This window comes from Mesorhizobium sp. M0983 (genome assembly GCF_040318975.1).
Lineage (GTDB): Bacteria > Pseudomonadota > Alphaproteobacteria > Rhizobiales > Rhizobiaceae > Mesorhizobium.
In genome coordinates this window covers 38,967-61,201 of record NZ_JAMYNH010000008.1, presented here as the reverse complement: position 1 = coordinate 61,201, position 22,235 = coordinate 38,967, and the positions used below count along the sequence as shown (strand labels likewise).

Annotated in this window: 23 protein-coding genes and 1 pseudogene; 6 read left to right on the top strand and 18 right to left on the bottom strand. The window is 59.8% G+C overall.

The annotated features are described in order from the left end of the window. Positions 1 to 14: 14 nt before the first annotated feature. The 3 genes from NKH71_RS16590 to NKH71_RS16580 all read right to left on the bottom strand — a co-directional run bounded on the left by NKH71_RS16590 (position 15) and on the right by NKH71_RS16580 (position 2,440). Positions 15 to 878 (bottom strand): TauD/TfdA dioxygenase family protein, encoded by an 864-nt coding sequence (locus NKH71_RS16590; RefSeq protein WP_023718497.1) that lies wholly within the window; start codon positions 876 to 878, stop codon positions 15 to 17. 111 nt (positions 879 to 989) lie between these two features. Beyond that, positions 990 to 1,652: a TetR/AcrR family transcriptional regulator gene (locus NKH71_RS16585; protein ID WP_198030474.1), complete on the bottom strand. Its 663-nt coding sequence runs from the start codon at positions 1,650 to 1,652 to the stop codon at positions 990 to 992. Positions 1,653 to 1,957: 305 nt separating this feature from the next. After that, on the bottom strand, positions 1,958 to 2,440 hold the full coding sequence (locus tag NKH71_RS16580; RefSeq protein WP_023718499.1) for an Lrp/AsnC family transcriptional regulator: 483 nt from the start codon (positions 2,438 to 2,440) through the stop codon (positions 1,958 to 1,960). An 87-nt stretch (positions 2,441 to 2,527) separates the two neighbouring features. Here NKH71_RS16580 and NKH71_RS16575 point away from each other — a divergent pair, with 87 nt between their 5' ends. Together NKH71_RS16575 and NKH71_RS16570 are read left to right on the top strand one after the other, a co-directional pair. Next, positions 2,528 to 3,601: a pyridoxal-phosphate dependent enzyme gene (locus NKH71_RS16575; protein WP_031193821.1), complete on the top strand. Its 1,074-nt coding sequence runs from the start codon at positions 2,528 to 2,530 to the stop codon at positions 3,599 to 3,601. 95 nt (positions 3,602 to 3,696) lie between these two features. Further along, positions 3,697 to 4,314 carry a glutathione S-transferase family protein gene (locus tag NKH71_RS16570; RefSeq protein WP_352895176.1) on the top strand — a complete coding sequence of 206 codons (618 nt, stop codon included), beginning with the start codon at positions 3,697 to 3,699 and terminating at the stop codon, positions 4,312 to 4,314. Positions 4,315 to 4,323: 9 nt separating this feature from the next. Here NKH71_RS16570 and NKH71_RS16565 read toward each other — a convergent pair whose 3' ends face one another. Together NKH71_RS16565 and NKH71_RS16560 are read right to left on the bottom strand one after the other, a co-directional pair. After that, positions 4,324 to 5,181: a protein-L-isoaspartate O-methyltransferase family protein gene (locus NKH71_RS16565; protein WP_352496637.1), complete on the bottom strand. Its 858-nt coding sequence runs from the start codon at positions 5,179 to 5,181 to the stop codon at positions 4,324 to 4,326. Between the two features lie 532 nt (positions 5,182 to 5,713). Continuing rightward, entirely contained in the window at positions 5,714 to 6,034 is a 321-nt protein-coding gene (locus NKH71_RS16560; RefSeq protein WP_023718503.1) for an ABC transporter ATP-binding protein, read from the bottom strand. A 391-nt stretch (positions 6,035 to 6,425) separates the two neighbouring features. Here NKH71_RS16560 and NKH71_RS16555 point away from each other — a divergent pair, with 391 nt between their 5' ends. Beyond that, positions 6,426 to 7,082: a Crp/Fnr family transcriptional regulator gene (locus NKH71_RS16555; RefSeq protein WP_352483670.1), complete on the top strand. Its 657-nt coding sequence runs from the start codon at positions 6,426 to 6,428 to the stop codon at positions 7,080 to 7,082. A 476-nt stretch (positions 7,083 to 7,558) separates the two neighbouring features. On the opposite strand, the gene NKH71_RS16550 is transcribed toward NKH71_RS16555, so the two are convergent. The 5 genes from NKH71_RS16550 to NKH71_RS16530 form a co-directional block, all read right to left on the bottom strand. After that, entirely contained in the window at positions 7,559 to 7,735 is a 177-nt protein-coding gene (locus tag NKH71_RS16550) for a DUF982 domain-containing protein (protein ID WP_023718504.1), read from the bottom strand. Between the two features lie 391 nt (positions 7,736 to 8,126). Further along, the gene (locus NKH71_RS16545) at positions 8,127 to 9,236 is read right to left on the bottom strand and encodes a LacI family DNA-binding transcriptional regulator (protein ID WP_023718505.1); all 1,110 of its coding nucleotides are present in this window, start codon (positions 9,234 to 9,236) and stop codon (positions 8,127 to 8,129) included. Between the two features lie 109 nt (positions 9,237 to 9,345). Further along, positions 9,346 to 10,875, bottom strand: a complete 1,530-nt coding sequence (locus tag NKH71_RS16540; protein WP_352895175.1) for an amino acid ABC transporter permease/ATP-binding protein — start codon at positions 10,873 to 10,875, stop codon at positions 9,346 to 9,348. Between the two features lie 76 nt (positions 10,876 to 10,951). Further along, positions 10,952 to 11,788, bottom strand: coding sequence for an ABC transporter substrate-binding protein (locus NKH71_RS16535; protein ID WP_352483671.1), 837 nt, complete (start codon positions 11,786 to 11,788; stop codon positions 10,952 to 10,954). A gap of 160 nt (positions 11,789 to 11,948) precedes the next feature. Next, positions 11,949 to 12,815 carry a PfkB family carbohydrate kinase gene (locus tag NKH71_RS16530; RefSeq protein WP_352895174.1) on the bottom strand — a complete coding sequence of 289 codons (867 nt, stop codon included), beginning with the start codon at positions 12,813 to 12,815 and terminating at the stop codon, positions 11,949 to 11,951. Positions 12,816 to 12,916: 101 nt separating this feature from the next. Here NKH71_RS16530 and NKH71_RS16525 point away from each other — a divergent pair, with 101 nt between their 5' ends. Continuing rightward, positions 12,917 to 13,918, top strand: a complete 1,002-nt coding sequence (locus NKH71_RS16525; RefSeq protein WP_023718509.1) for an SIS domain-containing protein — start codon at positions 12,917 to 12,919, stop codon at positions 13,916 to 13,918. A gap of 64 nt (positions 13,919 to 13,982) precedes the next feature. Continuing rightward, complete coding sequence (locus NKH71_RS16520; protein ID WP_352483672.1) at positions 13,983 to 15,110, top strand: NAD(P)/FAD-dependent oxidoreductase; 1,128 nt, start codon at positions 13,983 to 13,985, stop codon at positions 15,108 to 15,110. A gap of 187 nt (positions 15,111 to 15,297) precedes the next feature. On the opposite strand, the gene NKH71_RS16515 is transcribed toward NKH71_RS16520, so the two are convergent. The 6 genes and pseudogenes from NKH71_RS16515 to NKH71_RS16490 all read right to left on the bottom strand — a co-directional run bounded on the left by NKH71_RS16515 (position 15,298) and on the right by NKH71_RS16490 (position 20,196). Then, positions 15,298 to 15,735 carry a TA system VapC family ribonuclease toxin gene (locus NKH71_RS16515; protein WP_352483673.1) on the bottom strand — a complete coding sequence of 146 codons (438 nt, stop codon included), beginning with the start codon at positions 15,733 to 15,735 and terminating at the stop codon, positions 15,298 to 15,300. Next, complete coding sequence (locus NKH71_RS16510; RefSeq protein WP_023718512.1) at positions 15,732 to 15,959, bottom strand: ribbon-helix-helix domain-containing protein; 228 nt, start codon at positions 15,957 to 15,959, stop codon at positions 15,732 to 15,734. The genes NKH71_RS16515 and NKH71_RS16510 overlap by 4 nt, the downstream gene beginning before the upstream one ends. A 329-nt stretch (positions 15,960 to 16,288) precedes the next feature. Continuing rightward, a pseudogene (locus NKH71_RS16505) lies at positions 16,289 to 17,263 on the bottom strand (zinc-binding alcohol dehydrogenase family protein). A gap of 90 nt (positions 17,264 to 17,353) precedes the next feature. Continuing rightward, positions 17,354 to 18,268, bottom strand: a complete 915-nt coding sequence (locus tag NKH71_RS16500; RefSeq protein ID WP_156948053.1) for a sugar ABC transporter substrate-binding protein — start codon at positions 18,266 to 18,268, stop codon at positions 17,354 to 17,356. A 93-nt stretch (positions 18,269 to 18,361) separates the two neighbouring features. Next, positions 18,362 to 19,147 carry an ATP-binding cassette domain-containing protein gene (locus tag NKH71_RS16495; RefSeq protein ID WP_023718514.1) on the bottom strand — a complete coding sequence of 262 codons (786 nt, stop codon included), beginning with the start codon at positions 19,145 to 19,147 and terminating at the stop codon, positions 18,362 to 18,364. Continuing rightward, a complete protein-coding gene (locus NKH71_RS16490) occupies positions 19,144 to 20,196 on the bottom strand; it encodes an ABC transporter permease (protein ID WP_352895173.1) in 1,053 nt (350 codons plus the stop codon). Before NKH71_RS16490 ends, NKH71_RS16495 begins: the two co-directional genes overlap by 4 nt. 161 nt (positions 20,197 to 20,357) lie before the next feature. Here NKH71_RS16490 and NKH71_RS16485 point away from each other — a divergent pair, with 161 nt between their 5' ends. Then, complete coding sequence (locus tag NKH71_RS16485) at positions 20,358 to 21,269, top strand: GntR family transcriptional regulator (RefSeq protein WP_352895172.1); 912 nt, start codon at positions 20,358 to 20,360, stop codon at positions 21,267 to 21,269. Positions 21,270 to 21,403: 134 nt separating this feature from the next. On the opposite strand, the gene NKH71_RS16480 is transcribed toward NKH71_RS16485, so the two are convergent. Together NKH71_RS16480 and NKH71_RS33490 are read right to left on the bottom strand one after the other, a co-directional pair. Continuing rightward, positions 21,404 to 21,997 carry a DJ-1/PfpI family protein gene (locus NKH71_RS16480; RefSeq protein ID WP_352549507.1) on the bottom strand — a complete coding sequence of 198 codons (594 nt, stop codon included), beginning with the start codon at positions 21,995 to 21,997 and terminating at the stop codon, positions 21,404 to 21,406. Next, positions 21,963 to 22,226 carry a hypothetical protein gene (locus tag NKH71_RS33490; protein WP_502900380.1) on the bottom strand — a complete coding sequence of 88 codons (264 nt, stop codon included), beginning with the start codon at positions 22,224 to 22,226 and terminating at the stop codon, positions 21,963 to 21,965. The genes NKH71_RS16480 and NKH71_RS33490 overlap by 35 nt, the downstream gene beginning before the upstream one ends. Positions 22,227 to 22,235 lie beyond the last annotated feature (9 nt).

The window sequence follows — 22,235 nt, the reverse complement described above, 5'->3', positions numbered from 1 at the left end:
TGAGCGGTTGCGCGTCAGCCGTCCCTGGCGGCAAGTGGAACGGTGCCCTCCACCGTTGTCCTGTACATCACCCGGCGATATCCGGGATAATCGTTGATGGCGGTGTGCAGGACATGGGGATTGTTCCACATACCGAGCGTCTTCGGTTCCCAACGCAGCCTGCAGTTGAACTCGGGCCGGACAGCCCGCGCCATCAGGAAGTCGATCATCGGCTTGCTTTCTTCCTCCGTCATCCCCTTGAAATTGGTCATCACGCTGCTGACGAAGACATAGCGCCGGCCAGTCTCGGGGTGGCGACAGATCACAGGATGCTCGACGACGGCATTCTCGATCGCCTCGACATCGGCCTTGACGCCGAGCCGGCTGTGGGCCGCGTTGATGGCGAAGACCCCGCGGCCGCTATGGACGCCCGTCAGGCCTTGCAGGATCTCGACCAGCCGCGGCGAAAGCGAGTCATATGCCTTCTCGAGGCTGGAGAAGCAGGTGTCGCCGCCAACCGGCGGCACCTCCTCACCGTAGAGGATCGTAATGCCCGGCGGCTTCGGTAGCCAGGCGAGGTCCATGTGCCAGTCCTCGCCGATCACCTTGCCCGTGTCGTCCGGCTCGCGCACGAAGCGCACGATATCGTTAAAGCCGTCGATCGGCGTGTGCACCGGATTGCCGCTAAATGGTCCGAACCGGCGGGCGACCTTGTGGACGCCGGCGGCGTCAAGCTCCTGATCGCGCACGGCGAGCGCATGATACTTGTAGAGCGCGCGGCGAACGTCCTGGAAGGCATCCTCGCTCGCGCTCGCCAGATCGATCCCACGAATTTCTGCACCGAGCGCTCCAGTGAAGGGGCTGACCTCGAAACGAGTGAATGCGTCATCGCGCAGCACGTGATCCTCCCTAATACGCGCCTCGTCGCCATCATGGGCTGACTTACCTGCAAGTAAGTAACTTGAAAGCCAAAGGCTGTCAACTCACCCTCGCTTTGATCCACTGGATGTCTAGCCTCGACCCGAGCCCTTCCCCGCATCATGCCAAGCGGCGCGGATGATCGCGGCGAGCGCTGCGAAGGTCCTGGCGACCTCGTCGAAGCTTCCGGTGTCCTGCGTCATTGGTGGACAGGACAGAAGGGTAATGCGCAGCATGTGCACGAGCTCGTCGCTGAGTGTGTGGGAGGAAAGCTCTCCGTCCTTCACCGCCTGGTCTACCGCATGACGCAGGCTCTGATCATAGACCCGGTTGACGCGCTCCAGGGCACGTTCCGCTGGTTCGCCGAGAACCGGGAGGTCGTGGCGAAGGCGCGAAAGCGGGCTCCACATATTGCGGGCTCCCTTCTCAGCATTGAAACGTTCGTAGAAACGGCGCAGATCCTCGAGCTGCATATCGAGACGGTCGAAGAACCGGATATCGGGGGTCGTCCAGAAGCGCTTGATGCGGGCCTCGGCGTTGGCGGCGAAGTCTGCGATCAATTCCTCCATCAGCTGACGCTTGTTGCCGAAGTGATGATGGATGTTGGCGCGCGTCGTGCCGATTGCCGTCGCTATATCGCCGAAGCTGAAACCATCGTGGCCGCGTAGGACATAGAACTCGGCCGCGACCTCTTTGATTCTGGTCCGCGTAGAGTGCGCCTCGTCACCGGGAGATCCTGAAATGTTGGCTCTCATATCCCTTCCGAAATTCATGCCGCTCGCTGCCGCGACGATCACTATGCCGGAACGAGCCGCAACCGCCCACCGACCGGCACCAGACGCGATCAGCGTTGCTATCACAAATTGCCATGCGATGTACCCGTCGTACTAGAGTCTCTTTCTACGCACTGGCGGAACTAATTTGGGCCAGGTGCAGACATTCGCGGTGGGGCGGGTGAGTAGATACGGGAACGCGTATATCGACCTTCAACCTGGTTCGCGCCCTTGACTGATATTACGGGTCAAAAGGGCAATGACCTTGCTGGGGCCACGCCACAAACTCAGGCAGTGGATAGCGGCTGCGCATCGGCTGCGCCGATCACTTCTCTCATCGTCACGATGGTGCGAAACGCCTTCACGTTCGAATCGGCGTGGAAGACTTCCCGCGTGAAGACATCGTACGCCTCCATCCCTGGCAATTGCAGGAGGAGCACGAAATCGGTTTCACCGGTGACATACCAAGCCTGACGAACCTCCGAGCGCCCGCGAAGCTTGCCGATGAAGGCGTCCAACTCGACAGCGCTCTCCCGTTCCAGGGAAACGAGCACATGGATGGTTAGCGGCAGGCCCACGGCCCCCGGGCGAACGACGGCAATGTCTGCTGCGATCACGCCATCCTTCCGCAGCCGGCGCAGGCGGCGCAGAACCGCGCTCTGGGAAAGCCCGACCTGCTCGGCGAGACGCCGCGCCGGGATCTGGTTGTCGCGCTGAACCAGCGACAGCAGCACATAGTCGAAGCGATCGAGGACGGCAGTTTTCGTCATGAGGACAGGCATGTATGACGAAATCAGGCAGGCGAGCAACGATAATAGGCGCCAACCGGCGTGGTTTCCGGGATAGAACTTCGCCTCATGGCCATAGACACACAGCCGGGCCTTGACCCTGATCAGATCGCGGCGCTGTTACAGCGCCTGTCGCCATTTTATGCACCGACACCGTTGCTCGACCTGCCAAACCTCGCTGCGAGCCTGGATGTGGCCCAGGTGCTTGCCAAGAACGAGGGACACCGTGCCCTGGGCAGCTTCAAGTCCCTCGGCGGCACTTATGCTGGTCTGTGTGCTCTGGCCCGGGCTACCGGGATGGATATCGACGAATTGCTCGATCCAGAGCGGGCCAGGACGCCGTTGCCGGCGTTAATCACGGCCAGCGCCGGCAATCACGGACTTGCCGTTGCCGCGGCGGCGAAGTTTGCCGGTGGGACGGCAAAAATATACCTCCACACGGGCGTTCCTGCGGCGCGGGTCAGGCGTATCGAATCACAAGGCGCCGAAATCGTGTGGGTCGACGGCACCTACGACGATGCCGTCGATCGGGCCTCCGCGGCGGCCCGGGCCGGAGAAGGCATTCTGGTGGCCGACACCTCTAGCGACCCGGACGACCTAGCTGTAGCAGATGTCGTCGCTGGCTATGGCGTGCTTGCTGCGGAAATTCGTCGCCAGGTCAACGAGATCGGCCATCTGAGGCCAACCCACCTCTTCGTGCAGGCCGGTGTCGGCGGACTTGCCGCCGCCCTGACGACTGGGCTGAAGGACTGGTTGATGCCTCCAGCCATGATCGTCGTAGTAGAACCAGAGGCCGCAGCCTGCGTCGCGGCCGGGCTGTCGCAAGCACGGTCCGTGCGGATATCCGGCGATCTCAAGACGTCGGCAGACATGCTCGCCTGTGGCGAAGCAGCCGCATCGGCGCTCGACGTACTCCGCCAAGGCAACGCTCGGGTCATAACCGTGTCCGAAGCGGCGCTTGCCGACGCGAAGAGCCGACTTCGCGAGGCAAACGGTCCAGGCACAACCCCGTCGGGTGCGGCCGGCCTCGCCGGCCTCGCCACCGCCGTCGCGACTTCCGGCCCATCGCGGGAGCTTGCGCTCGACGAATCGAGCCGGGTGCTGATCATCGTGACCGAGGCCGAACTGGAGAAGGACGCATGACGATGGCGCCAAACCCCGGACCATTGAACAAAAGAGCGGCTGGGCCGCGGACTGCTCGAGATGCCCACGCTTCAGACTCAACGCAGAACGGGTCCATGAAGCTCATCTACCAGACCCACTCCCCCTACGCGCGCAAGGTTCTGGTCTTTGCCCACGAGGCCGGGCTTGCCGGACGTCTGCGCGTCATTCATCACGAGACGAGCCCCATCAATCGCAACGATGATGTGTTTGCGATCAATCCGCTTGGCAAGGTGCCCGCTCTCGTTCTCGACGACGGCTATGCGATCTTCGATTCGAGCGTAATCTGCAGCTATCTCAACAGTCTCGAAAGCAGTCCTCGGCTCATCCCCGAAACAGGGCGAGCAAAATGGTCCGCCTTGCGCCTCCAGGCGCTCGCCGGCGGCATGTGCGACGCAGGCATTTCCATCCGCTGGGAAAACGAGCGCCGCCCTGAACATCTGCGTTATCCTGCCTTGGGCGCAGGCATGACGATGAAGCTCATCGAATCCTATAACTTCGTGGAACGCGAGGTCGAATTCGACGCACCGCTCCATGTCGGCCACATCGCGCTCGCCACTTGTCTAAGCTGGCTGGAATTCCGGGGACTGCCCGACTTCTTGCAGGGAAGGCCACGACTGACACGATGGTATAGATCCTTCGTGGAACGCCCTTCAATGCGTGCCACACCCTACGACGGCGACACGCGTGATTGATATCGATCGCTAGGCTTTCGAAATCCAGTATGTGTCGGTCACCAGCCAAGCGTTCTCGAGGCCATTTGCTGGTCGGCCTGGATGATATTGCGCGAGACGGGTGACCTTGCCTCGGGCAGCCTTGAGGGCGGCCATCAAGGCCTTTTCTTCGTCACTGCGCCTAGCTCCGCTGCAGGGGTAAAACCCGCATGGCACAAGTGACCGTACGGGAAACGTATCGCCGACCCTTTCCAGAAGCATCATGAAACCTCGTCGGTCCTCACCTGTGAACGGCAGTGCCATCCGGCCAGCGTCGGACAAATTTGAAAGCCACCGTTCCGGCACGTGCGTCACGCCGGCAAAAGCGACCACGACATCGAGGTTTGGCAGATCAACTGCCTGCGTTGCATCACCTGATATCACTTCTACATGGGCATAATGAGCAAGATTGCTTTGCGCACGCCGAGCCAGTTCTTCGTCGATCTCATATGCAATCACGCGTCCTTCAGAACCCGTTAGTTCAGCGAGGATGGCGGTGAAATAGCCGACACCGGCGCCCACCTGAAGGACAGTCTGGCCGGGAGTGATGTTCAGATGGTCGAAAACCAATGCCCAAAGCGACGGCAAGCCGCTGTTCAGTCCGCGTTTTTCGTCAAGCAAGACCAGAACGTCGTGGTAAATCTCATGAAGTGCGGCTGAAGGGCTGGTATGGACCGCCCCGATTTGCAATCTCGAATGGATACGCCAAGGCCCGTTGCCAAGGTAGTGTTCGCGCGGAACCTTTGCGAAGGCCTCGATGACCGCAGGGTTGTGCAAGACAGGTGATGAGACACGCAGATCTTCGGCAAACCACCGGCGCGCTTCACTAGCATCGATTCTTGTCGGCATGGAATATCGGCTCCGGATCGCACGTACTCAATCATGCTCTCAGAAAACCGAACGACGGCAAAGGGGCGCTATCCCCGCATTGAAGGGCAATGCCCGCTATCCGTTTGCCATAGAGCGCAGCTTTGCCGAGTGCCCTGCCCTCTTTGCCTGTGGACCCGCCCGTTTCGGCGCCTGGCGTCTGACCGAATTTGGCGCACGGGTGCCCGGAACGACGCCAGGACATCAACTCGCGCGGCGGATTGATACTCATTCTCGTGACATAGGGGGATTTTATAGCAAAGCGCGGACACCGGCGGCAACCTCGGCCAAGTCGTCATTGAGCTGGTGGTTGCGGCCGTCGAGCCGATGCAGGAGCGCGCTGGGTATCGCTGCTGATAGAGATCAATATGCGCAAAAGCGCAAGTTCGTCCCTGCTGCCGTGATGGCTTTTTCGTGGGCGAGAACCATCAAAATTTCTGGCATTGTTCCGAAGGCCGACCGCGAGGCTGTAAGGCGTGGCGATATGGAAGACACGCAACGCTCCGCCCGACGATCACATCCTCCGGCTGGCCAGCAGCCTTGTGAGCCAGTTCGGATCCATTTCCGGCACGGAGGATAAAAGCCGCTCGGTATAGGGGCCGTGCGGCGGCGTGAGAATTTCGCTCTTTAATGCCCGCTCAACGACTTTACCTTGGTGCACCCCAATTTCGTCGGCGATCGCCCGCACGGTGGCAATGTCATGGGTGATGAAAATGCAGCTCATGCCGAGTTCGCGCTGAAGCCGCATTAAGAGCTTGAGGATTTCCTCTTGCACAATCTGGTCGAGCGCGGACGTGATTTCGTCGCAGATGATGAGTTCCGGATCGGCGGCCAACGCCCGGGCGCAAACGCGCTGCTTCTGACCCCCCCCGACAGTTCGGCCGGCAGACGATCCAGGTAAGTTTCGCTCATCTCGACCATGTGCATGCGTTCGCCGATCCCCCGATCCCACAACCAAGCCGTACTACTGCGCGGCAAGGTGATTGGCGGTTCGGAGCCTGTTGCCGGACCTTAACCCGGAGACTTAACCGCCCTTGTACACCCTAAGTTAAACGCAGTTTACCAAACAGACGAGGACAGTAGGCAAACCCGCCCCTAGGGTAAGAGGTCGTTCTGTCGATTTATCCGGGAGATACTATTGTCAGTCGTGTGGAAACAGAAGCAAACTTGCGATTCTCCATGCAGACACTATTGCAGTTCATGTGCTCTCATCCCATAGGGGGACGTTGTCGAAGAATGAGTGGGGGAACAACAATTTTCTCGGTGTTACCGCAAAAATCTATAAACCCCATTCGGTGATATGCCGGCAGGAGGACGACAACAGTGAGATATTCATTGTAAAATCGGGCTGGGGCATACTTTATCAGGCACTGCCGGACGGAGAGCGGCAGATCATAGACACTCCCCTCAAAGGGGATGTCGTCGGTTTCCGTGGCTTGGACGGACCCCGTCTTGCGTCGCTGGCGTCCATAACCGAACTAGCTGTTTATGAAATTTCCAGTAAGGAACTGGTCGAGGCCATCCTGTCGGACGGCCGAATCGGGAAGAAGATCGCCTGTTCGCTGGCGCGCCTGAACGCCATCCTTGCCGAACATCTGACAAATACCGGGCGACGGAACGCGATGAGGCGTACCGCCCATTTCCTGCTGGAGTTGGAAGAGAGGCTCTCCATGGTTGAGCTGTCGGTTGATGGAAGATATGAGTGTCCTCTTGCCCAGCATGAACTGGCCGACATCCTCGGAATGACCACGGTTCACGTCAACCGAACGTTAAGGGAGCTGCGCAAGGCCGATCTCGTCTCTTTCAAGTCAGGCCATGTAGAGGTGATCAACCGCAAGAAGCTGGTCGAAACAGCCGGATTCGACAGCGAGTATCTCAGGTAGCGGCTATATCTCTTTGAACGCCAGCGCATGGACACCAAAATGAAGACGGTCGTTCCGTCGCCGGAACAGTTCGAGACGACATTTACGGAGGGCTGGTCGTGCGCGGGACGCCTGACGTCTCGACGACAGCGGTATGCGGCTCGAGGCGGTCGACGGTTGGGCTGAGCGGAACGCAACCCAGCTCGTGCCGAGCAAAGCAAAGTGTGCGAAGGGAGATCATCATGACCCGACGGCAACACTTGTGAATCGGCGTGCAAAATTCGACGCCGATTTTGCACGCCGATTCACAGGCCGAAGCCTCCCAGACCGAGGACCGGGCGGTATGGGCTGCGAGAGGCTTGGCGGCGAAACACGCTGGCGTCATTGCCGTGGTCGCGCGATGCTAACCCTGCATTAGGCGAATACGGCGAGCCGACGACATTGTTCGTCAGCCGCGACGTGCCTGATATGGAATGAGCTTCCTTCGGAGACAAGAGCTACGGCGGCAGTAGCTTTCCCTCCTCTTTGGCGGCCTCAAGGAACGCTCTGCGAACCACATCGGGCTTCACCTGATCGATCATTGCATCCATGCAGAGTTGCACCGCGCTATGCCACTTAGGGCCGCGCTTGCTCCACTTCAGGAGCTGCTCAGCGGCCCTTCGACGTTGCTGCATTGGTAGATGACGCCGGGACGGCCGGTCTTTACGGGAATCGACGGTGAAAACCAATGGAGCGACATTTGTACATAAGCCTTATCTAAACTAAGAGTTCCGTCAGCCACGCCCCGGTTCGAGCCAAGGATCGGAAAACCGGCTATGGCCCAGCCCCGCGCAGCCCCTTCTGGCTGGCCATATCGGGGTAGGGACGCAGCGTAGACATCTATTTTAGGATGCATTGCCAACTCAGAGATGATCATTGCGGTGATGCGAGCCGCTTGGCTAAAGCCGTCGTGGCAACGCTGATGCAGCGGGGCCGGTGATGACGGTTGTAGTCTCGCGTCTCGGCCGCGGTGCGTTTCTCAGAGCCCCTTAGAGACTGCCCCAGCCATAGACCGTTGCGGCCGGGTCAGACGGCCTCGCGGTTGAGATGAACTGCAATTGAATTGCGCTCCACCAAGCGGGCCGCAAGGACACGGTGCTCGAAAGGTAACGTGGCCTCCGCCAACCTCTTCAAGAGAAGCTCCGCTGCCGCCGCTCCAATCAAATGTGCCGGCTGCGCGATGGCTGTGATACCCTGGGTCACGAACTGCATCCAGTCGAGATCGTCGAAGCAGAGCAGCGAAACGTCTCCTGGAATCGCAAGCTTCAATGCGGAAATGGCCTCCAGAACCCCTGTCGACATCACACCATCGGCCGTAAACAGAGCGGACGGTGCATTGCGCATTGTCAGCAGATCGAGCGCCTCCTTGCGGGCTGCCTCGCTAGAATAGACCGCCACGCGACGGATCAACTGCGGATCCGGCGTAATGCCCGCGGCGCGATGGGCTTCGAGATAACCCAATAGTCTCTGCCAGCTTGGATGATGGTAGCGAAGATCAGCGCTGGAGAGATCAACGTTTGCCACAAACGAGCCAACATCGTCGCGTTGGCCCGGCCCGAGTTCCGCCAATATTCCGATGCGGCTGTGTCCGGCCGCTATCATCGCCGCGATGCTGCTATGCGTTACAGAAACGTTGTCGACCACGACTGAATCGGTTTCCAGGCCCGCCACCATGCGGTCGAACTGCACGACGGGACAGCGAGCCGCGACTGCTTCACGAAGATGATCCGGCTCGTCCACGAAGGTCGATGAGACAATTAAACCGTCGACCTGCTTTTCCAGCAGCAGTTGCACCGCCTCTTGCTCGAGTTCGGCATTTTCATCACTGTTCGTAACGATAACCCCGAAGCCGCCACGGCGCGCGACATCCCCTATTCCGCGCAGCACGCTGGCGTAGAATGGGCTTTCGATGTCGCCAACCACAACGCCGATAGTCTGCGTTTTACCGGTGATCAGACCTTTGGCAAGGCGATTGGGGCGGTAGCCCAGCTCAGCTGCTGCGGCCCGCACCTTCTCCTGAACCTCGGGGCTGCTGTAGCCGTAGTCACCAAGAACACGCCCGGCCGTGGCGGAACTCACCCCGGCCCGGCGAGCGACCTCTATGATAGTTGCGTTTTTGGGTAATCTTTGAGTCACTCGGCAAACCTACCGCCCATGCGCGCGTTGTGCCGGCGACCTAGCGGCAGTTAAGCCCGCCCCGCAAGGCCGAACACCGGAACAGCCGCCGTTGCGCACACCATTGCAATCATAGCACCTCGGACAAAAAGCGCCCAAGACGCGGGCTTTGCGGGTTATCAAATAGGTCCTCTGGTCGGCCTGCCTCGACAATTCGCCCCTCGTCCATGAATACGACCTGGTTCGCGACCTTGCGGGCGAAATTCATCTCGTGTGTTACGACCACCATCGTCATCCCGCCCCGACCGAGATCGGCCATCAAGTTCAGGACGCCTTTGACCAATTCCGGATCGAGCGCGCTGGTGACCTCGTCGAACAGCATAATCTCGGGTTCGAGGGCCAGGGCGCGCGCGATGGCCACCCGCTGCTGTTGCCCGCCCGAGAGATTGGCCGGCCGATGGTCCTTACGCTCCAGCAGTCCGACTTCATTCAGCCTCGCCAAGGCCGCGCCCTCAGCCTCCTCGCGCGACATGCGTTTAACTTTGCGAAGCGCCAAGGTGATGTTGGCGAGCGCGCTGCGGTCGGGGAACAGATTGAACTGCTGGAAAACCATGCCGACGCGCCGCCGGAGTTGGTCAGGGGTCTGTTTGTAGATGCTTTCGCCATCGAGCAGAATGTCACCGGCTCGACACTCTACGAGGCGGTTGAGGCAACGCAGCAAGGTCGACTTGCCCGAGCCGGATGGACCGATGAGGCAGGTGACGGTCCCCGGCTCCACTTTCAGACTGACGTCATGGAGGACCTGGACGGCGCCATAGGCCATGTCGATATTCTTGACCTCAATACCGCCACCCTTGAAGCGTGTGGGCTCTGCTGCAGGCAACGTCGCTGTGCCCGGCACGCCCGCTTCGGCAAGCTCGGCGACTTCCTTGAGGCCACTTTGCACAGCGGTGATACGTTTGCCGACGCGCATGCGCGCGTCGATGTAATTGACGAGGTGGATTAGCGGCACCGTGATCACGAGATAGAACACGCCGGCCAGCAACAGCGGCGACAAGTTGCCGGTCAGCACGGCTTGGTCCTGGCCGACGCGGAACAGTTCGCGTTCGGAGGCGAGCAGACCAAGGAAATAGACCAGGCTGGAGTCCTTTACGTTGCCGATGAACTGGTTGACCAGTGCGGGCAGGACGCGGCGGATGCCTTGCGGGATCACCACCAAGCGCATGCCTTGGCCATAGGTCATGCCGAGAGTGCGGGTGGCGTCGATCTGACCACGCTCGACGCTCTGAATGCCGGCGCGGAAAATCTCCCCGATATAGGCGCCGGCGATCAGGCTGAGCGCCAGAATGCCCAGCGGATAAGGCGATGGACCGAACAGATCTCGGCCCAATCGCGCGAAGCCTTGGCCAATGATTAGGATTGTGACGATGGCAGGAAGCCCGCGGAAGATATCGGTGTAGACTCGGGCAAGGAGTTTCAGCGGCCGGTTCTCGGAAATCCCCATCACGGCGAGTACGATACCGATCAGCGTCCCGAAAAACGTCGAGGCAAGGGCCAGGATCAGGGTGTTCTTGAGGCCGACCATCACCATGTTCGGCAGAACTTCTGCCATCGCCTGGAAATCAAGAAAGCTGCGGGCGAAGTTGTCGAACCAGCTCATATCAAGTCCATCTATAACTCGGCCGGGCACCGTTGCTCACGGGCCCGGCCGGAAACGCTAACGAATACGCGCGAATTTACTTCTTTGGCAGATATTGATCCGGCATCGGGGTACCCGGGAACCATTTCTCGTGAAGCCGTTTCCAGGTGCCATCGTCCATGGCCTCTCGCAATGCCTTGTTGAGCGCTTCTCGGAAGGCGTCGTTGCCCTTCTTGACCACGAAACCGGCTGGCGCATCGAAGGACGGCACGTTCATTGTTATCTTCAGGTTCTTATAGCGCTCCACATACTGCTTGGCCGACTCATAGTCAGTGAAATGCCCATCGATCGTCCCGTTGTTCAGCGCCGCCACGGCAGTGTTGTTGTCCGGGAATTTGACGATGTCGCCCTTCAGATTCTTCTCGGCATAGATTTCCTGCAACGTCCCCTGGATCACGCCAATGCGCTTTCCGGCGGTGCTCTCATTGCTCGTCAGAGCCGGATCAGGCGAAATGATCGACAGGTAGCCAGCGAGATAGCCGTCGCCAAAATCCACGGTCTTCTTGCGCTCCGCGGTCGTGCCAATGGCGGCGACAGCGACGTCGAAGCGACCGTTGGCGACAGAGGGCAGCAGGGCCGAGAATTCCTGACCGGTGAAAACGACCTGCTCCTCCTTGAACCCGAGCCGGCGCGCTACGTCGCGGAAGAGTTCAGCGTCGAAACCGGTGAAGTTGCCGTTGGCGTCGGTGAAGACATAGGGTTTCGCATCGCCCATGGTTCCGACGCTGATCACCGTCGGGTCGATGAGGTTGTAGGGGTTGTCGGCCGCTTTTGCCTGCGTTGATGCGGCCAACGTGCCAAGTCCTGTCACCAGCGCGATCGTCAGCGCCAGACCGGATTTCACAAATTGGCGCCTGCTCGAATTCGTTTGCATGTCTTCTCCTCTTACGATTGGCCGAAGTCGGCCTGCGGTCCCACTCGACGACCCATCCATCAAAACGCTCTTTCATGGCGTTGGTTAGATGAATGATAACGTTATCACTTTGACTAGCATTGTCCATTTCTCGCGTCAATTGCTCAGTTGAATTCCCCAACTAGACGGTTCTCTCGTCTTGAATGCGCCGAGCTCCGCGGAGGACCTCCGGCGTGATCTTTCCTAGATCAATTGCTGCCGCATAGCCGATCGCCCCGTAGTACCGGCAGGTAGCAGCCGCCGCCTCCGCGGCTTGGCTAAGAATGTCCTGAGGCGCCTCTTTCTTAAGCAGGCCGAATAGCGTTCTTGCGATGAAGGTGTCGCCCGCGCCCAGGGTGTCGACGGGTTCGACCAACCGCGCCGGGGTTCGGTAAGAGACGGTGTCGCCGTGAAGCACCGCGCCGGCCCGACCGCGAGTCACAAGAACCCACCTTGAACCAAATGCGAGCAATTCGGCTGCGATTGCGGCCAATTCCTTGTCGTCGAGACCGTCACCCGAGACACAAGCCAGATAGCAATAGGGCCCAATCTCGCGTCGGTGTCCCGGTTCCCGGCGGGTGGAAAAATCATAAGACAACAGTGACTTACTTGATACAGCGGCAACCCACGGGTCCAAACCGCTGGACTGGCCGATGTGGACGGCCTGAAAACCCGAGAGAAAATCCAGATCTTCTTGCGTCGGCGTGAACACCGAAACTCCGAGATCGAAGTCCAGGAAAATCCGATCGGCGTTGCGGTGACCTATGAGGCAGCAGGCGGTCGGCCCTTCAAGGCGCCGCAATCGGGTGATGTCCACGCGGTCGGACTTGAGTGCGGCGTGGATCAAGTCCCCTGCCCGGTCTTTGCCGATCGCCCCAACATAGGCCGACTGCCCGCCGAAGCGGCTGACATACACCGAGACATTGAGGCAATTTCCGCCAGGATACATCTCGCCGCGAGCGAGATAACAATCGACCACGTTGTCGCCCATCGCGGCAATCTTGACCATCGCAGGACTTTCAGTTTAAAGGGTGTGATAACGTTCGCACAATGGCCCGCCATTGTCAATTGTGCGCCGGCCCAAGCTCTGTCAACGAGAAGAGGAACCTAATGATTTTCGCCCTCCCCGCCGACGTTGAACGCGCCCTGGCCGCTACGGCGGGCAGGCAGTTTTCGCATCTATTCCTCGTGGCGTGCGGCGGCTCGCTCTCGATCATGATGGCAGGCAAATACTTTGTCGACCGTCACAGCGGCACATTCGCCTGCGATATCTACAACGCGGATGAGTTCGTCTGCCGAGATCCGCGACGGTTGGGACCTGACGCGCTCGTTGTCCTTTGCTCGCAGACAGGCACCACCCAGGAGACCGTGCGAGCGGCCAATCATGCAAAGGATCAAGGCGCGACGACAATCGGCATGACGCTCGACCAGATATCGCCCCTCGCGCAGGCGGTCGACCACGCAGTCGCCTACCAGGCCTCCTACACGACGGGCAAACCGATCGATGCAGCCCGCAGCAACTACGGCGTGCTCTACATGTTGCTCGCCGGCCTAATCGATGCTCGGGAGGATGCCGGGCTGACCGCCGATCTGCTGATGAGCCTGAGCCATCTTCAGCCGGCGATCGAACGTGCGCACCGGACCTATGCCGACCGGTTTAAGGCCTTCGTACCCCGTTTCGCGCCGCGCAAAGCGATCTACACACTGGCCAGCGGTGCAAGCTACGGTGCGGCGTATTCCTACGCCATCTGCGTGTTGATGGAGATGCAGTGGTACGACTCGCAAGCCATACACGCCAACGAGTTCTTTCACGGCCCGTTCGAGGTGGTGGACCGGGATACTTGCTTCGTGGTCTTGATGGGTTTGGACGAGACGAGGCACCTTACGGAACGCGCTCGCGATTTCCTTTTCAAGCACGGCAGCCGGGAAAACATCCTGGTGCTCGATGGAGCGGAACTCGACCTCAGCGGTATGTCCGAACACATCAAACCCTATCTCGTGCCCTTGGTCTTCTTCGACACTCTATGGCGTTTTGCCTATACGCTGGCTGGTCTGCGCGGCCAGCCGATGCTCGAGGGCCGGCGCTACATGAAGAAGCTCACGGACTACTAGTTCCGCCGCGCTCTGCAGCCATCCAACAACTCCCAGCCCGGCTTCTGCGTAGAAGGATTTTTCTATGACTGCATCCCCAAAACCGCGCCAAGTCGTCGTCATCGGCGCTGGCATCTTCGGCATCTCTTCCGCGCTGCACCTCGCTCGTCTTGGCTTTGATGTAACCATTGTCAACGACGGCGCGCCGGCCAACGGTGCATCCGGCCGTTCACTTTCCTGGCTGAACTCAGCGCGACGTGCTGACACTGCTTACCACCGCTTGAGGCTTGCGGGCATCGACCGTTATCGGACCCTGGCGGCCACAAGGCCGGAAACGGCGTCGTGGCTTCGCTTTGACGGCGGCCTCACCTGGGATGCGGATGATGGGACGAACCAGATCGCCTCCATCTGCCAGCTGGAGCAGGATATTGGTTATGACGCGCTTCTGCTCGGCCCTGCCGAAGTCGGCGCAGTGACGCCCGGTGTCAACGCCAGCGCAATCACCCCGCAGGGTGCCATCTTCAATCCTGGCGAAGGATGGGTTGACCTGCCCTGCCTGATCGATCTGCTGCTCAATGAGTTCCGCTCCCGCGGCGGCAAGCTCGTCCAGAACGCCGGACGCGTGCGGATAGATGCCACAGGTGGTCGCGCGCGTGGCGTCGTCACTGCCGACGGTGTGCCGTTAAAGGCGGATGCAGTGGTCCTTGCCGTTGGGCCAGCGACGCCTGCCATGCTTGCGGAGATCGGAGTTCGTGTCCCCGACGCCACGCCGATTTCACTCCTCTTGAAAACCAAGCCGATCAAGACCGAGCTCCGTGCCGTGCTGAATACGCCGCGCGTGGCGGTGCGCCCGACGCCGGATGGCGAACTTGTTTTGGATTCGGCGTGGTCGGAGGAAGAAGTCGTGGTCAACTCTGATGGAACTTACACCGTGCACGACAAGACCGTCAAAGGACTGCTCGACGAGGCTAGTGCGGTGCTCGAGGGCAATCGGCGGCTCCAACTCGCTACCTATGCAGTTGGCCCGAAGCCCATCCCGGGCGACGGCGAGCCAGTGCTTGGCTCCGTCGAGACCGTCGCCGGGCTTCACGTCGCCTTTAGCCACAGCGGCGCCACGCTTGGATTGATCGTCGGCGAATTGCTTGCCAAAGAAATCGCCTCAGGCAATCCGCATCCCATGCTTGCAACGTTTCGCGCTAGTCGATTCAGCTGAAAGGGCAATTGCGGCAAGGCCGAACTGTCCAAGCGCGGACGCTCAAGGGAGAAGATGAATGCCCCGCAAACTATGGCCAGATAGCCGCTCGCGATCCACTGGAGTGCGCTGAGCGCGACAAGTTGCGCAAGCCTCAATTCAAAGCCAAGAAGATCGAAAGGCAGACTGCACCGAAGAGCCCGGCGGTCTACCTTGTGTGAATTAGGTGCAGTGCAGACTTCCCGCCCTTCACGGGCGCCGCTGACAGCTTGCGGTCAAAGCTGGCAAGTTGGCCGCCTCGCGCCTTGGCGAGCGCGAGAAGGTACGTATCCGTGACCTGTGCCGAAGTCAGGATTTTCGCTGCATCGATGTCGCCGGAGCCAACCAGGCTCACATCGTCGGGCCAGAAGCTGTGCCCGTGCAGAGCCCGCAACTTGGTAACGATTTGCGCAACGATGGCGGGCGAGCCGGGAGAATTAGGATATCTTTGGTTCCCGACGATGCGCAGGACGCCGTTTTCGGTGATCGGACAAGTAGCCCATGCCGCGTTGCCCGTCTCTTCGAACCAGCCATGCGCGTCGCCATAGGCGACGTGACCAGGATCGATCAGTGCGATCAGCACATTGACACCGAGCAGGAAGGTCAAGGCAGTTCGTTTCGCAAGGCGTTGACCGTCTCAAGCGTGACAGGAGGTGCATGCGGCCGAGGCGACAGAAGAGGAATCCCGTTGCGCTCGCCGCCAGCTTGAGGCCGGCGCAGCGAGCGCCGGGCGAGATCGCTAATGACCTCGCCGAGGCTACGACCCTGCTGCCGGGCCATGGCCCTGGCCGCGACCAGGACGTCGTCATCAATCGCCAGTGTGGTTCTCATATCACTCTCCTGACGCGCATCAAACATCACGCATGATGTGGACTAGCTACGTCGGACACTCAAGCGGTGCGAATACCCGGCGGATTTGCGTGGAACACGTTTTGCCGGAAAGATCGTCGCTCCGCGGCTTCAACCTTTATGCGACGAAAACTGCGCCCGCGGTAATCAGCGAAACGCCAAGCCAGTTCGGCAGGGACAATTGTTATCTGAGGAAAACCGCACGGAATACCGTGTCAAGCGCGACGCTTAGCGTGGCGTCACCGAGCAACTCGCCCTCCCACAATGCAGCACCAGGGCTGCGATGACATGTCTTGATCGTGTTGCTGAAGTCAGCCAGATCCTACGTCGATAACGGCCTTGATCAGACCGGACTTCTGCTGCGCCCAGATTGCGATGTCGCGTGGGCTGTCGCGCAGGGTGGTGCGGTGGGTGACAAGCTGGTCGATTGGTATTTTTCCAGCGCGGATCGAGGCAATGACGTGCTGGAAATCGCTACGAGTCGCGTTGCGACTGCCGATCAGCATCATTTCCCGTTTGTGGAACTCTGGATCGGAGAAAGTTATGTCGTCCGGCACGACGCTGACCATCACCATGACGCCGCCATGAGCAACATAGGCAAGGCAGACTGCATCGAACGGCTGTTTCCCGTTGCGTCGAAGACGACGTCGAAACCTGCTCCCGCAGTTCGCGCCGCTATCGTTTCGATGATCGAAGGTCAGCCGCTCGGTATCGACGTCCATGACGGTCACGTTCTGTTGCGCGATTCGCGCAAAAAGCGCCGTGCCGAGGCCGATCGGCCCGGCGCCGATAACCAAGGTGCGAATGCCCGGCCCCGCCATGCATCTGCGGACTGCGTGGGCACCGATGGCCAGAAACTCGACCGTGGCCGCCTCCACCAGTGACAGGCCGGCCGCTGGAATCAAGTTTTGCGCCGGCACGAGAATCTGCTCACTCATGGCACCGTCACGGTGCACGCCAAGCACCTCGATCGACATGCAGCAGTTAGGCTTGCCCTGGCGGCAGGCGGCACAATGTCCGCAGGCAAGATAGGGATTGACGAGGATTTGCTCTCCGACCGACAGGTCCACGGGCGCGTTGATTGCCGCGATTGTTCCCGAAACCTCATGGCCCATGATGCGCAGATAGGCGAGATAAGGATGCCTGCCCTCGAAGATGTGGTAGTCGGTTTCGCATATCCCGACAAAGGCGACATTGACCAGTGCCCAGCCTTCGGGCGGAGCGTCTGGTGCCTGCTGCTCCTCAAACACCAGTCTGCCGGGCTCGGAGCATCGCACGACTTTGATGGTGGGATCCATGACGGCAATTCCCCCCTTGCTAAGCTGGAGTCCGGCAACAGGAAGTGGTCCGGCGGTGCAATCCGGACCGCTGGTGGATCACTCGAAGTCCTTGACGTTCTGCAGCGTCACCAGTCCGGCGCCGGTATCCACATTGGCCTCGACGGGTTCCCCACGGATGGCCCTGACGACGGTGTCGATGCCAAGCTCGCCCATTTTTGCAGGAAATTGAGCTACGCTGGCGTCCTCCGCCCCTGACTTGATCGCTTCGATCTCACCGCAGCAGGCGTCAAAGCCGACCACTATGAGGTTGTCGTTGGCAATGCCTGCATTGCTGATCGACTTGACGGCTCCAGGGATCGGCGGGCCGCAGGCCGCGTAGATTGCCTTGAGATCAGGATTGGCCGTCAGAATGTCTTCGGTCACTGACGTGCCAAGTTCCAGCGTGCAGTTGGTTGCACCTTTGCCGACGACCTCGACCTTTACCTCACCCAGTCCCTCCATCATGCCCGTGACCCGGTCATCCAGAGCCGGCACCCCGGGAACGCCTTGCAGAATACCGATCTTGTCACCGCTCTTGAGCACCGTCTTCAGGTATTCTCCGGCGATCTTGCCGCCATTGAGGTTATTGGTCGATACCAACGCCGTCTGGCCTTTCCAGTTGGGGATGCTGTTGTCGACGAGAACCACCTTGATGCCGGCGGCCACCGCCTTGTCGAGCGCCGGCGCGACCGTCGGGTCGACCGGAGTGATTGCAAGCCCTTTGACGCCTTGCGTGATCATGGATTCGATCAGAGCGATCTGGCCTTCAATGTCGGTGGCCGCCTGGCCCTGGCCGGTGACCAGTTCGATCTCCGGATGAGCGGCCGCGTATTTTTTGGCGGCGTCCTCCATGGTCGAGTAGAACGGCACCGGGAATTTCGTGATCAGGCCGATCTTGATCTTGTCTGCGGCCGAAGCCGGCATAGAAAACGCAACGGCGATCGCCAGCCCTGCGAACAGTTTTCGGTTCATTGGCATTGTTTTCCTCCCTTGGATTGAGACGCCTCCCTGCGGGAGACGCTTCAGGCATTTGCGGACCGGAACGGTCCCCAAATCTCGAACGGGTCAGGCTCCAACGATCATGGAAACCAGCTCCTGTTTGTTGTCCTTGGTCGGCACCAGTTCGCCGACCCTGCGGCCCTGGCGAAGCACCACCGCGCGATCGGCGAGTTCGACGACGTGTTCCATGTTGTGAGTGATCAGGATGACGGCATTGCCCTGGTCGCGGAGCGCAGCAACCAGATTGAGCACCTGCCGTGATTCACGCAGGCCGAGTGCGGCGGTCGGCTCATCCAGAATGACAACCTTGCGGGCGAATACGGTCGAGCGGGCCACGGCAATGGCTTGTCTTTGTCCACCCGACATCATGGCGACGACGGCATCCAGCCGCGGCAACGTGACCTTGAGATTCACCAACAGAGCGCGGGTCTCGGCGTCCATTCGGCGCTGCTGCAGAAATCGCAGGCCGCGCGGAAGCCATTGCGGGCCAGCCAGCTCGCGGCCGGCAAAGAAGTTCTGTCCCGGTGTCAGATTGTCGAACAGCGCCAGGTCCTGATAGACGGTCTCGATGCCGGCGAAGCGCGCATCCGCAGGGGAGCGTATCTGCGTTGGCGCACCATCCAAAAAGATCGCGCCGGCATCGAGTTGGTGCACCCCGCTGATGCATTTGGTTAGCGTCGATTTACCCGCGCCATTGTCGCCGAGCAGGCCGACGATCTCGCCTCGCCGCACCTCGATGCTGACATCGTCCAGAGCCAGAACCGAACCGAAACGCTTGGTCGCACCGCGTACCGCCAGCACGGGATTGTCCGCGGTGACCGCATGATCGACGTTGGCCGCAGCAGCGCTCATGACTGCCTCCCGGCTTGCATGACACGCACACGCCCTTCGAGGTAATTGCGCAGCACGTCGGACTCGACCGCTATGACGATGACCACGCCGATGACGATGAGCTGGAAAAAGACGTTGACGTTGAGCAGGTTGAGCGCGTTGCGGATAACGCCGATCATGATGGCGCCGATCAAGGCATGGCCGAGGTGGCCGCGACCACCAAGAAAGCTGGCGCCGCCAATGATCACCGCCGCGATCGTATCCAGTTCCAGCAGATTGCCGAAGAGCGGCGAACCGGCGTCGGTGCGGCCGGCAAGGATGACTGAACCCATGCCGGCGCACAGCCCTGAGATGACATAGACGGAAACCAGGACCCAGGACACGGGAATACCCATGCGCAACGCAGCGTCGGGCCGGCCGCCAACCGCATAAATCCAGCGCCCCCAGACCATGGTTTTAGCCATGACAAAAAGCACCGCGGCAACGCCGGCAACAACGAAAACCGATCCAGGCAGACCCCAGACCGCGTCGCGGCCAAGCGCATCGATCGAATCCGGCATGCCAGGGATGGCGCGGCCATCGGCCAGTTGCAGCGCCAACCCCTTGGCGATGCTCAATGTTGCCAGCGTGATGATGAAAGGATGCGGCAGTCGGCCGAAGACATAGAAGAGCCCGTTGATCGCGCCGACCGCGGCACCGCAGCCAACCATCACCGCGATCACAACGATGGCGGGGGCGCCAGCATGAAAGCTCAGCGCGCCAACGACGGAAGCCAGCGCAAGGTTCGAGCCGACGGAGAGATCGATGCCGCGTGTCAGGATGACCAGATGCTGGCCCATCGCCACAACCGAGATGACGGCCGTCTGGGCGAGGATGTTGCTGAGATTGCGTCCTGTCAGGAAATAGGGTGACAGAAAGCTGAGGACGGCGACCAGCAGCACCAGGATGACGACCGGACCAGCGCTCAGCAGCATCAGGCCAAGCGCAAGGCCGGGGACGGCTTCTGACTTCCTGGATGCTGGCAACGCGGCCTCGCCGACAGTCGTGCCGGTGTTTCCCGTCTCAGGCAAATTTCCCCTCCCCGCCGCAGCTTGTGCGAGCCGCGTCGTCAAAAACTCAATTCGTGCCTCTTCTTATCGATAAAAAACAACCAGCAGGGCCGGGTCAAGTTGTTTTTTATGGATAAAGTTCATGCTAAAAAGGACAAGGTATTGTTCCAAAGGAAAATCCGATGAGAACGGACACCGTCTACAAGAAGGCCTTCAATCGAGCTGCAAATATGCTGCGCGACGGACAATTGGCCGGCGAACTTCCTTCCGAAAATGAGCTTAGACGGCGAATGTGCGTCAGCCGCACAACCGTCCGAAAGGTTTTGCGAGAACTTGTTAACCGCGAACTTGTCACCGAACGCCACGGCCTCAGAGCGACGGGCCGCGCGGTCGACGACAACGACTACTATCCGGACGCCGAAACTACGCCTCGCGCCAAACATGTCGAACAGCAGTTCATGGAGTGGATGCTGCGGGGTGACACCAGGCCCGGAACCAGCATCAATGAGCTTGAGCTTGCACGGCAATTCGGTGTTGCGACCAATGGAATTCGCGAATTCCTGATCCGCTTCAGCCGGTTTGGACTGATCGAGAAAAGGCCGAATACAGGCTGGCTTTTCAAGGGTTTCACTGAAGACTTTGCACTTGAGTTCTTCGAGATCCGGGTGATGTTTGAACTGCGTTCGGCACAACTGTTTTCACTGCAGCCGAACAGCTCTCCGCTATGGTCGAAACTCGCCGCGCTCAAGATGGCGCATGCCGACCTGCTGGAGCGAATTGAGAGCCGCTTTCACGACTTCTCCGGCCTGGACAACCGGTTCCACCGGCTCATAAACGAGGCATCACCGAACCGCTTCATCGATGATTTCTACGACATCATCACGTTTATTTTTCACTACCACTATCAGTGGAACAAGCAGGACGAAAAGCAGCGCAACCTTGCCGCAATCCACGAACACATCGCCTATATAGATGCGCTTGAGAGCCGCAACTCCACTCGGATTGAGGTAGCCTGCCGAGCGCATCTGGCTTCAGCAAGGGAAACACTGATGCGTTCGCTTACGGGATTTGATGAAACCAGTATCAATGCATAGCGAAAGACCTTTGATCCTGGGAGAAAACTCAGCGCGATGCAGGCGTTTTGTGATCCGAGGCCGAATTGGCGGTGACAAGTTCTCCTTCCAGAAAGGGAACCGACGCACCCCTTTGAGACGCGTCGGAAGAAGGTCTACGCGTGGCGGATTTCTGTCCCAAGCACGTTCAGGCACTCGCGGATAAACGCTGCAAGCGCCGTCCAGCCCTTGGCTGAAACCATCGTGCCGTCGACATATGCCTCCGTTGGAGACAGGTCGATATAAGTGCCGCCCGCAAGCGTCACTTCGGGCTCGCACGCCGCCAGTGCGCCGACCTTCTTGCCACGCACGACGCCGTCTACCGCAATCAGGATCTGCACGCCGTGGCAGATCGTGAAAATGGGTTTTTTGCTCTCGTGGAAGTGGCGCACCATCGCCTGCACGCGCTTGTCGGTGCGGATGTATTCGGGGCCGCGACCGCCGGCGCAGTACACAGCGTGGTATTGCTCCAGCTGCTTCTCAGCGTCGGAGAAGGTCTTGTTGATCAGCGCATAGTGGCCGAGCTTTTCGGTGTAGGTCTGATCGCCCTCGAAATCGTGCAGCGATGTTTTGATCACGTCTCCGGCGCTTTTGTCTGGGCACACGACATGGACAGTGTGGCCCACCGCTTCCATCGCCTGCTGGTAGACGAAGATTTCGTATTCCTCGGTGAACTCACCGGTCAGCATTAGGATCTTTTTGCCTGGCATGGTCGTTTCCTTTCCTATGACAACGGCCCGGCGAGCCATATGCTCGCCCGGTATTTGAGTTTTCAAAGGGTGAATCGGGGGAGTATTCCTTGGCATTGGCCTGCGTGATCAAAGTGGCGTCCAGCTTCACGTTGCCCCGAACCGGTGCCTGCCCAATCAGGTTGGCGACGGTCATGTAGACAGCCGATACGCCTGCCTTCCCTGCATGGATACGAACCGCAATGGACATCGGGACCGT